At 40.0% G+C, this 10,219-nt stretch carries 10 protein-coding genes and 1 rRNA gene; 4 read left to right on the top strand and 7 right to left on the bottom strand.

Annotated elements, in window-relative coordinates; translation table 11 throughout:
• Positions 1–109 (top strand): 5S ribosomal RNA (gene rrf / locus CYK47_RS07820); the annotation flags it as partial.
• A gap of 112 nt (positions 110–221) precedes the next feature.
• On the opposite strand, the gene CYK47_RS07815 is transcribed toward rrf, so the two are convergent.
• The 4 genes from CYK47_RS07815 to CYK47_RS07800 all read right to left on the bottom strand — a co-directional run bounded on the left by CYK47_RS07815 (position 222) and on the right by CYK47_RS07800 (position 2,863).
• The gene (locus tag CYK47_RS07815) at positions 222–638 is read right to left on the bottom strand and encodes a roadblock/LC7 domain-containing protein (protein ID WP_122900509.1); all 417 of its coding nucleotides are present in this window, start codon (positions 636–638) and stop codon (positions 222–224) included.
• 16 nt (positions 639–654) lie between these two features.
• Positions 655–1,191 (bottom strand): GTP-binding protein, encoded by a 537-nt coding sequence (locus CYK47_RS07810; RefSeq protein WP_122900507.1) that lies wholly within the window; start codon positions 1,189–1,191, stop codon positions 655–657.
• A gap of 13 nt (positions 1,192–1,204) precedes the next feature.
• The gene (locus CYK47_RS07805; RefSeq protein ID WP_122900505.1) at positions 1,205–2,440 is read right to left on the bottom strand and encodes a hypothetical protein; all 1,236 of its coding nucleotides are present in this window, start codon (positions 2,438–2,440) and stop codon (positions 1,205–1,207) included.
• A 63-nt stretch (positions 2,441–2,503) separates the two neighbouring features.
• On the bottom strand, positions 2,504–2,863 hold the full coding sequence (locus CYK47_RS07800) for a roadblock/LC7 domain-containing protein (protein ID WP_122900503.1): 360 nt from the start codon (positions 2,861–2,863) through the stop codon (positions 2,504–2,506).
• Between the two features lie 331 nt (positions 2,864–3,194).
• Between CYK47_RS07800 and CYK47_RS07795 the strand changes: the two genes are divergently transcribed.
• The 3 genes from CYK47_RS07795 to CYK47_RS07785 all read left to right on the top strand — a co-directional run bounded on the left by CYK47_RS07795 (position 3,195) and on the right by CYK47_RS07785 (position 7,649).
• The gene (locus CYK47_RS07795) at positions 3,195–4,391 is read left to right on the top strand and encodes an MFS transporter (RefSeq protein ID WP_122900501.1); all 1,197 of its coding nucleotides are present in this window, start codon (positions 3,195–3,197) and stop codon (positions 4,389–4,391) included.
• 148 nt (positions 4,392–4,539) lie between these two features.
• Positions 4,540–6,933 carry a YgiQ family radical SAM protein gene (locus CYK47_RS07790; RefSeq protein WP_122900499.1) on the top strand — a complete coding sequence of 798 codons (2,394 nt, stop codon included), beginning with the start codon at positions 4,540–4,542 and terminating at the stop codon, positions 6,931–6,933.
• A gap of 200 nt (positions 6,934–7,133) precedes the next feature.
• The gene (locus tag CYK47_RS07785; RefSeq protein ID WP_122900497.1) at positions 7,134–7,649 is read left to right on the top strand and encodes a DUF2726 domain-containing protein; all 516 of its coding nucleotides are present in this window, start codon (positions 7,134–7,136) and stop codon (positions 7,647–7,649) included.
• 17 nt (positions 7,650–7,666) lie between these two features.
• On the opposite strand, the gene CYK47_RS07780 is transcribed toward CYK47_RS07785, so the two are convergent.
• From CYK47_RS07780 to CYK47_RS07770, 3 genes are all read right to left on the bottom strand, one after another.
• Positions 7,667–8,023, bottom strand: coding sequence for a RidA family protein (locus CYK47_RS07780; protein WP_122900495.1), 357 nt, complete (start codon positions 8,021–8,023; stop codon positions 7,667–7,669).
• 356 nt (positions 8,024–8,379) lie between these two features.
• On the bottom strand, positions 8,380–9,441 hold the full coding sequence (gene dinB / locus CYK47_RS07775; protein ID WP_122900493.1) for a DNA polymerase IV: 1,062 nt from the start codon (positions 9,439–9,441) through the stop codon (positions 8,380–8,382).
• Between the two features lies 1 nt (position 9,442).
• Positions 9,443–10,204: a glycoside hydrolase family 25 protein gene (locus CYK47_RS07770; RefSeq protein ID WP_502697054.1), complete on the bottom strand. Its 762-nt coding sequence runs from the start codon at positions 10,202–10,204 to the stop codon at positions 9,443–9,445.
• Between the last annotated feature and the right edge of the window lie 15 nt (positions 10,205–10,219).

Raw genomic sequence — 10,219 nt, 5'->3', positions numbered from 1 at the left:
GACAATAGCAAGAGTGAACCACCTGATCCCTTCCCGAACTCAGAAGTGAAACCTCTTAGCGCTGATGGTAGTGTGGGGTTACCCATGTGAGAGTAAGTCATCGCCAGCTCATTATTCTAAAAATCCCCCTGATCATTCATCAGGGGGATTTTTTTCGACTTTAAAAAAGGCTAAAAGTTTCTGAAACTAAGATCAATAAAAAAAGCCCGCTTGGGCTTTTTTTATTGAGTATAATTTTGATCTGCTTCGGCAATTTGTTCAGTGGCACGTTTAACGGCTAACAATAAATGTCCTAACATGACATCTTTAGCACTAATTACGACCACTAGCATAGGATGATTATGACTCGGTACTGCACTAATTAAGGCTTTGCCATTTTCAGCATCTAAAGTCATGCTTTGGCAACCATTTAAGTTAATCTCACCCAAAAAGGCTTGTACCATCGCTAAAATTGAGCTGCTGACGGCTGCCAATTTACCTGAATTGTTTATATTTTTTCTATGTACTGAAGTGAGCTCAAAGCCATCAGTTGAACAGAGCATGATGTATTCTACGCCATTCACTTCACGCAGAACTTCATGAATACTTTCATGAGCTAAATTGATTAGGGCATCGGGTGCCGAACGTTGTAAAAGCATAATAATTCAATCTTTTTTAATGAGCAAAATTAACTTCAGCATTGGCAATCAATGCATCTACCATTAACAATACGTCTTCTTTAACACGCGCATCTACAAAAAATAGAGGGTAATTATGACTTTGTTTTTGTTGCCAATCACGATAGATGGAAGTAGTTTGAGTGGTTTTTTCATCCACATGGGTAATGCCAATAATAATATTATTGCTCATTTCCTGAAAAGTAGCTAAATATTCTTCTAAGGCTGAGATTGGATCATCAATACTGTGATCAATCAATAAAATTGTGCCTAAAGCTCCTTTGCAAATGACGCCCCACATAAAGTTAAAGCGTTCTTGGCCAGGGGTACCATACAGCCCAACTTTAATATCATCTTCAAGTACAATTTCACCATAATCAATGCCTACCGTTGTCAGATTTTTTTGATGTGCTGCAACGTCAGTATTTAAGGCTTCTGTGCTTAGTACGTCAATTTGTGAAATAGTTTTAATGGCTGCACTTTTACCTGCACCCATCGCACCGGCAAATACTATTTTATATTGTTGTAAAATCATGAATATATTTTCCCTACAGACCTAGTTTTTTACGTAATTTGCCAAAGAAATTACGTAATGCAGATGTTGGTTCTGCAACAGAATTAGTTGTCTGAATACTTTTAAAACGTGGATCAGCTTGTTGTTCATTAATCTCTTCAATACTATTACTGACTAAACCGGTAAAAATAAAGCGATAAATGAATTCTAAGCTAATACCTGAATGTTCATGAACATAATGTAAATGTGCACCATGTTGTAAATAGGCAGCAATTTTAAAAATATCTTTTTGATCTTGATGTTGTAGAGGTTGTGGCCAATATTTAAGGCGATAGTAGCCAGTATAGCTAGGTACGATAGCTCCTACATTTTGCCACACAAAATTCCATAAACCATATTGTAAATCATAGGGTTGGTTTTTATGGCAAAAACGCACTACATTATTAAGATCAGCATGTTGTAGATGAATGCTACTTTGTCCAACCGTAGTGAGTCCATTAGCGAGCCAAAATTGGTTATGTGGCTTATCAATCAAGGCAATTTTAGTATCGCCGGCAATTAAAATACATTGGCGATAATCTGTGCTTTGCCAAAGTTTATGTTGCAGATTTTCAAAATGTTTATAGTGAATAGCCTCATAAAATAAAGCACCTTGTAAGGCACTTTTAGCCCGCACAAAACGTGGTTCGATAATCTGTTGTGAGGCTCTTTTAATTTGTTCTTGATAACTCGGTTGCTTTACAGGCTTTACAGTTTGTGAAGCGCTGATTGTCGTGGCATTTACTGCAGTATTGGCAACAATTGGCTGATTATTTAGAGCTGGGATGGTTTTTTGAATATCTAACTGTTTAAAAAGATTATCAATTTGAGTGCCTTGTGGCTTTGGCTCAGGTTGGAGTTTAGAGTTTAAATTATTTAAAGTCGTGAGAGGGTTGGACGGCTGTGTAACTTCTAGAACATGCTGTTCGAACCATAAACGAATCCCGTTCGATTCGACAGGGAGATAAAACGTATCTTGAACAAGTTGACCTTGCAGTAGCGGATCATGAGCAATTTTTAGAGTTTTTAAGTTGGGACGCTGACGAATGCTGACAATATTTGGTAAGTCATAAAATAAATGACTAATGAGCAATATATCTAAACTCGCGTCATTAATATTGGTCCAATTAACGTTGTAGTGTTCAGGCAAAAGACCTTCGATAATTCGTTTTAACTCATCAATAGTCGTTAGTTTTAGGCCAAATACAGAAATATTAAGTTGCTTGTTCACGATAAGCCTATGCGATAGGGAGGAGAGGTGGAACAAGGTTGAGCTTGCTCCACTTTAAGCACATCAGGAAAAATCAAGTTCGCGTTCAAAACCTTTAAGTTCGTGACGCGCCATGGCCAGATTCGCTCGAGAACGATCTAAAACCAAGTATAAAAACAGACTATCGTTTGATTCAAGTGGACGGATCAAATGATATTGTTTACCCAAAGTAATTAACATATCTTCGATTGTATCATCAAGGTTTAATGACTTAGCAACTTTACGTTTGGCACGTACCACCTCGGTGTTACCTGCTGCTGCTAATTCTAAATCAATGTTCGAAGTGTTTTTAGTGGCAAGTGCTAGACCACTTTCGCTATCTACCAACGCTGCGGCAACAAAGCCGTCGATTTCGCTCAAGCTATCTAGAGTAACTTTTGCCATGATTTTCCCCTTAATACGTTTTTATCCAAATTTACGCAGCATCATAAAAACTTTTAAATTTTATGCACAGCGTTTGGTCTAATCTAGCATTTTTCTCATATTTAGCAATGGAAAAACACGTCATTATTAAAGCTAATTTTGAGTGATTATTCATATAACTTAATAAAAAATAACAATTTTTTAAAATTTAATTAGCATTATCTAGTCAGTTTTGTGATGAATTTGTCATATCTGGCGCTGTGTTAGGATTAGACTAACAATTTATACTTTTATCGAAAAACTGTAGAGCAATTTAAACAGGCGTATACTGAGCATGGTTTTAGGAGGATTTATGTCAAAGCAAGCCTCACTCAGTTCGTATATTGAATATGGCAGTTCTGCTTTTAAAGCGGTGCTGTATGCTTTATTTTTGGCTGGTTTTGCAATCTTCTCCTCCTTGTATTGTATCCAACCGATGATGCCGATTTTGGCAAAATTCTTTCAAGTTTCAGCGACACAAAGTAGCTTCCCACTTTCGGTTTCTACTATTGCACTAGCAGTTGGCTTGTTATTTACTGGCTTAATCTCTGATCGTTTTGGCCGTAAGCCGATTATGGTCACCGCGTTATTTGCGGCAGCTGTCTTACTTCTACTTAGTGCAGTTGTACCACACTGGGGATTTTTCTTAATCAGCCGAGTTTTAATTGGACTTGCGGTCAGTGGTGTGGCTGCAGTGGCGATGACTTATATCGGTGAAGAAATTGCTGAAAAAGATGTCGGTTTTGCTATGGGTTTATATATTTCTGGTACAGCAATTGGCGGCATGAGTGGACGTCTAATTGCTGGGGTGCTGGTTGATTTTATTACATGGCAGAGCGCAACTTTTATTATTGGTTTGCTTAACTTAGCAATTGCGATTGCCTTTTACTATTTACTACCCAATTCTCAGCATTTTAGCAGTTACCCCATGCAATGGCAGCGCTTTGCTCAGTCATTTAGAAAAAGTCTAGCTGATCAAAAACTAAGACTATTGTTTATACAAGGTTTTATCTTGATGGGTTGTTTTGTCAGTATTTTTAACTATATGAGTTATCACTTACTTGAACGACCCTTTGTCTTATCCCAAGTTTGGATTGGTCTATTATCTTTAACCTACTTGGCAGGCATCTACAGTTCACCACACGCTGCTCATTGGGGGCGTCAATTTGGACGTCATAAAGTATTAGTAATCATGTTATTCCTCATGTTATTGGGTGTAGTATTGATGTCCTTAAGCTCACTATGGCTGTTATTACTAGGCTTAGCGCTGTTCAGTTTTGCCTTTTTTGCGGCACATTCGACTGCAAGTAGTTGGGTCGCGCTACAAGCCTTGCAGTATCGTGCGGTGGGGTCGTCGTTATATTTGTTTAGCTATTATATGGGTTCAAGTGTTTTGGGTAGCAGTAGTGGGTTGGTTTGGGAAAATGCAGGTTGGCAAGGTTTGAGTGTGTTTATTGCTGGTTTTTTGATTGCTGGTGTGGTGCTTGCGCTACAATTAAAACCTAGATGAGCCTCTGAATAGACTGAGGAATTAATTGCAGTAATTTGTATAAATTATAATCAAGCAACTTGTCTGTAATTCGTGGTAAAATGCTCGGCTTTCATCTTTGATCTTATTTTTAGATCTCCTATCATCTGCCAGCCGAGAATTGCTAGCCATGTCTACTGCTTATACCATGCAGACAGCGCCAACCGCGTTGTTTGATTACGACAAATATTGGGCGTCATGTTTTGAACCTGCGCCATTTTTGCCGATGTCACGCGAGGAAATGGATCAACTCGGTTGGGACAGTTGTGACTTTATTTTAGTCTGTGGCGATGCGTATATCGATCATCCTTCATTTTGCTCAGGCATCATCGGTCGTACCCTAGAAGCACAAGGCTTCCGTGTCGGGATTATCGCCCAGCCAGATTGGACCAATGTGGATGCGTTCCGTGTTTTGGGTAAGCCAAATATTGCTTGGGGTGTCACTGCAGGTAACATGGATTCGATGATCAACCGTTATACGGCTGACCGAAAAATCCGCTCGGATGATGCCTATTCTCCTGATAATCAACCGAATAAACGTCCAGATCGTGCGGCAACTGTGTATTGCCAACGTGTCCGTGAAGCCTACCCAGATGTACCTGTACTGTTAGGTGGTATTGAGGCTTCGCTACGTCGTATTGCGCATTATGACTATTGGTCAGACAAAGTGCGTCGTTCTGTATTAATGGATTCTAAAGCCGATCTATTGATGTATGGTAATGGTGAACGCTCAATTACTGAAATCATGCACCGTTTGGCGCGTGGTGAAAAAATCCAAGACATTACTGATGTGCGTGGTACTGCGTTTATCGTCAATAAACACAACCGTGCATCAAAAGCTAAGTTTGTCGAAATCGCATCAAATGACGTCGATACAGTGGGTCGTGTCGATCCAATCATCAACCCCTATGTGATGACGGAAGATTTAGAAGGCTGTGAAATTGAGCAAGGCAAAGACTTAAGCCAATATCAAGGTTTCCAAAAAGAACATGTTGCTAATCCAATTGTGCGTGAAGGCGACAATTTAGATGCAGACACGCAAATTGTGCAATTACAACCTGCATCAAAAGCGATTAAACATAAATTACCGCCGCGTGAGCTGGCTGTGATTCGTTTGCCTGCTTATGAAGAAGTGTCACAAGATCCTGTTTTATATGCACATGCCAACCGCATTTTGCACCTTGAAACCAATCCGGGTAATGCACGCGCCTTAGTACAAAAGCATGGTGAACGTGATGTGTGGTTGAATCCGCCGCCAATTCCGTTAACCACAGAAGAAATGGATTATGTATTTGACCTGCCTTATGCACGTCTGCCACATCCATCTTATGGTGATGCACGTTTCCCTGCCTTTGACATGATTAAGTTTTCTGTAAACATCATGCGTGGTTGTTTTGGTGGTTGTACCTTCTGTTCGATTACAGAACATGAAGGGCGTATTATTCAAAACCGTTCTGAAGAGTCAATTTTACGTGAAGTAGAAAAGATTCGTGATACCGCTCCGGGATTCACAGGTATCATTTCGGACTTAGGTGGCCCAACAGCTAACATGTATCGTTTGGCATGTAAAGATCCTGAGATTGAAAAGAACTGTCGTAAGCCATCGTGTGTATTCCCAGGCGTATGTCAAAACTTGCATACCGACCATGCGCCTTTGACGCAGCTGTATCGTAAAGCGCGTAGCTTACCAGGCATTAAAAAGATTCTGATAGGCTCTGGTTTACGTTATGACTTGGCGGTTTTAAACCCAGAATATGTCAAAGAATTAGTGACACATCATGTGGGCGGTTACTTAAAAATTGCGCCTGAACATACCGAAAAAGGCCCACTCAATAAAATGATGAAGCCGGGCATCGGGACTTATGATCGCTTTAAACAAATGTTTGAGCGTTATAGTAAAGAAGCAGGTAAAGAACAATACTTAATTCCTTACTTTATCGCAGCGCATCCGGGTACCACCGATTACGACATGATGAACCTTGCGATCTGGTTGAAAAAGAATGGTTTCCGTGCCGATCAAGTGCAAACCTTCTATCCATCACCTATGGCAACCGCAACTACGATGTACTACACCGGTAAAAACCCATTGGCAAAAGTAGCGCGTTATACCGAACAAGTTGACATTGTCAAAGGTGAAAAACGTCGTCGCCTACATAAAGCATTCTTGCGTTACCATGATCCAAACAACTGGCCTATGCTACGTGATGCCTTACGTGAAATGGGACGCCAAGATTTAATTGGTAACTCAAAACAGCATTTGATTCCGACTTATCAGCCAGCAAGTGTTGAGGGTGAATACAAATCGGCACGTAAGAAAAATTCTAGTGTGGCAGGTGATTCTGCCAAACGCACAGGTGAACAAGCTAACCGTAGTAAAGCTGCACAATCGCGTCCTTCAAATACCAAGAAGCGTCCTGAACGTGGGCAGATCTTAACGCAACATACTGGCTTACCTCCGCGGGAAACTGGGGATAGCAAAAAGTCATTTAGTAAGCCTAAATCAAAATCTAAATCACGTGCTTAATCGCATAATTCAAAAGGACGCTTAGGCGTCCTTTTTTTTGATTTGACGTTTTATCGGAATTACATGCTTTGTTGCTAAAAACGTCTTGTGAGACAAATTTAAATTGTCTAGATTGTCCTTATACAAAGGACTTGTATAAGGACTCAAATTCCAGTTTGAGTGCAGCACAATAATAAAATATAACAATTAGGGAAACAAAAATGTTGATGTATATGCTGATTGGCATCCTTGTGCTCGGATGCTTAGGGCTATTGCTCAATCAGATTGCGCTAAGTCATCGCCCCAGTGATAGTGCCTTAAAGCAACGTGCGATTTTTAGTCCGCAACAGCAATTGACCTATACACGCTTAAAAATGCTTTTACCTGAACAACATATTTTGGCTCAGGTCTCATTTGATGCCTTACTCACGACCAAATATCCAAGAACGCGGTATAAATACCGTAATATGGTGGCCGATTTTGTTTTGCTCGATCGGGATTATCATATTGTAGCGATGGTGGCTTTAAACGAAAGTCATGCTTTAAAGCGGCTTAGAAATGCGGATTATCAAGATGATTTATTAAAAATGGCAGGCTATAAAGTATTACGTTATCAGCATGTGCCTGAATTAGCTGAACTAAAACGCGATTTTTTGAATGCGCATATTATTGAAGGGTCAAGTTTAAGCACAACGCATCGGGACAAGCGTTATCAATTTAGTCATGTCCCAATGTGATGTCTGAGATGGTGCCGTTAGGCAGGTTTGACTGCAACGACCGTCATTTCAACTAAAACCTCGGGCTGATACATCTTTGCTTCTACACAGGTTCGCGGTAGCGCTTGAATGTCTGCAACCCAAGCATCCCAAATTTCGTTGAAAGCTGCATAATCTTGTTCGATATCTTTGAGATAAATAGTCACAGACATAATGTGAGATTTGTCGGTGCCTGCATCTGCTAAAAATTGGTCGATGATATCTAAAGTTTGTTGGGTTTGACCACGAATATCTAAACTGGTGTCGCTAGCAAGCTGTCCTGCTAAATGTACCCATTGTCCCGAAATTGCAATTTCAGAAAAACGTTGTGAAATATGTAAACGTTGTACTGCCATAATTTTATTCCTGTGATTGGCATCGTTGTTGCTACAAGTGTAGAGAGCAAACTAGCAATTGCAAGATCATTTAGATAACAAAATAATAAAAGGCAGTTGGATAAAGCGAGGGGATGATTTGAGATTGAATGAGATGCACAATGCGAAAAGGAGGCAACCCAGTTGTTATCAGAGATGCCCTGTAATATTCGGATTGATCGTCACGCCAATCACAGGACGGGGTGCTAAAAATAAAGGTGATTTTTAGCATCTCAGCACATACATGGGTAATGCATTGCCCAAATAGATTAACCTAAATTGGCTAAAATGGAATCACTTTTTGTTAAAAAATATACTTAATGCTGCTTTTTTGTGCGTTACCATAAATTAAGTTGGTTATGCTCGGCTGGTTTTTGTAGTTGATAGAAGCCTATACCAACTAAACGAAAGCACCAGTGTGGTTGAATATGCATCTCCGCCAACAGTAATTCAAGTGCTTGAGTAAGTTCATGAATATTTTGAAAAGGCTGTTTAAAGCTTTTAGTGTGTTGTAATACTTGGAAGTCGGTTAGTTTAAGTTTGATACTCAGGCCGCGCGCAGTTAAATTTTTTTGCTTTAAACTGTGCCAAAGCTGTTGCAAGAGGGGTAGCCAATAACTTTGGCACTGGCTCAGGGTTAAATCTTGGGCAAAGGTGGTTTCTTTGGAGATCTGTTGCCGCTCACGTTCGACTTGTACGGGGCGCTCGTCAATACCTTGCGCATATAAAAATAATTGTTTGCCATATTTACCAAAGTGCTGAATTAACACGTTTTCTGCAATAGATTGTAAATCATCTAAGGTTTTTAAGCCTAAAGCTAACAATTTTTCTTGAGTGACTTGTCCCACACCTGGAATTTTATTTAAAGGCAAATATTCAATAAATTGTTGCACTTGACTTGGTTTAATTACGCAGATGCCATTGGGTTTATGCCAGTCAGAGGCAATTTTAGCTAAAAATTTATTGGGTGCGACCCCCGCTGAGGCGGTGAGTTGGGTGGCTTGAAAAATATCTTGTCGAATTGCTTGTGCAACTGCGGTGGCGCTGCCAAGACCCAACAGATTTTCAGTCACATCTAAATAGGCTTCATCTAAAGACAATGGTTCAATAATTGGGGTATATTTTTGAAAAATTTGCTGAATTTGCGCTGAAACTGCACGATATTCAGCAAAATTAGGTGCAATGACAATTAACTCAGGACAACGCTTTTTGGCTTGGCTCATGGGCATGGCAGAATGTAAGCCAAATTGCCGAGCAGGATAAGATGCCGCAGCAATGACTGCGCGTGGATGTTGTGCGGCAATCACCACAGGCAGATTGATTAAATCGGGGCGTTTACGCAGCTCCACCGAGGCATAAAACGCGTCCATATCAATATGGATAATTTTGCGTAAGCTCATATTAAGGTGTAGCAATAACCTGATTTTGAATTAAAAAATTCTGCCAATCTTGGGCATCACCATAAAATACATTTAGATCAACCGTGCCCTGAATACCTTGTATTTTACCTTTATTGCTATGTTGCCAAAATAGCCATTTGGGCTGACCTTTTAAATCAGGCAAGCTTTTATATTCGCGTACCCAAAGCGGTGTCTGATTAAAATGACCTGCTAAAACAATATTATAAAATGCTTTAGAGGTATAAAAAATCGGCTGTTTTTGATAATGCTGATATAGTTGATCATGCATAATTTGAATTTGTTTTAGTAATTGTTCTTGAGTGTAATGATTAATGCATTTGCTGTCATATTCCAAATCCATTACGGGCGGTAGCGCATCGGCTTTTTTAGGCACAGTTGCAATAAAGTGTTGCGCTTGGCTCATACCATCACGGCATAAACGATAAAAATGATATGCGCCTACATGCAAACCTTGTTCACGGGCTTTCAGCCAATTTTCCTGAAACTTGCGGTCGCTAAAATCACCGCCTTCTGTCGCTTTTAAATAGACAAAATGATATTGCTGAGGAGAAATCTTATGCCACTGAATATCCTTTTGGTGATGTGAAACATCAAAACCTTGAATCGGAAACTGGGCAGCATTGGTTTTAGCTTGCTGAAAAATGAACAGATAAATGATAAAGAGTGCGACCGCTAGCATGGATAATGCCGCAACTGCCCAAAGCAGTGGCTTGGCATTAAGTTTGGAGCGTGGCATCAGCATTCACCTTGTACAATG

Origin of the sequence: Acinetobacter sp. B51(2017) (assembly GCF_003711395.1) — a bacterium.
Taxonomy (GTDB): domain Bacteria; phylum Pseudomonadota; class Gammaproteobacteria; order Pseudomonadales; family Moraxellaceae; genus Acinetobacter.
Note: the sequence above shows the minus strand (reverse complement) of the source record. Positions and strands in the feature narration are given on the sequence as shown.

Excerpts from the sequence above, each read along its gene's own strand:
- CYK47_RS07815 (WP_122900509.1), bottom strand. The coding sequence starts at position 638 with ATGCTTTTACAACGTTCGGCACCCGATGCCCTAATCAATTTAGCTCAT.
- CYK47_RS07810 (WP_122900507.1), bottom strand. The coding sequence starts at position 1,191 with ATGATTTTACAACAATATAAAATAGTATTTGCCGGTGCGATGGGTGCA.
- CYK47_RS07800 (WP_122900503.1), bottom strand. The coding sequence starts at position 2,863 with ATGGCAAAAGTTACTCTAGATAGCTTGAGCGAAATCGACGGCTTTGTT.
- CYK47_RS07795 (WP_122900501.1), top strand. The coding sequence starts at position 3,195 with ATGTCAAAGCAAGCCTCACTCAGTTCGTATATTGAATATGGCAGTTCT.
- CYK47_RS07790 (WP_122900499.1), top strand. The coding sequence starts at position 4,540 with ATGTCTACTGCTTATACCATGCAGACAGCGCCAACCGCGTTGTTTGAT.
- CYK47_RS07785 (WP_122900497.1), top strand. The coding sequence starts at position 7,134 with ATGTTGATGTATATGCTGATTGGCATCCTTGTGCTCGGATGCTTAGGG.
- CYK47_RS07780 (WP_122900495.1), bottom strand. The coding sequence starts at position 8,023 with ATGGCAGTACAACGTTTACATATTTCACAACGTTTTTCTGAAATTGCA.
- dinB (WP_122900493.1), bottom strand. The coding sequence starts at position 9,441 with ATGAGCTTACGCAAAATTATCCATATTGATATGGACGCGTTTTATGCC.
- CYK47_RS07770 (WP_502697054.1), bottom strand. The coding sequence starts at position 10,204 with ATGCTGATGCCACGCTCCAAACTTAATGCCAAGCCACTGCTTTGGGCA.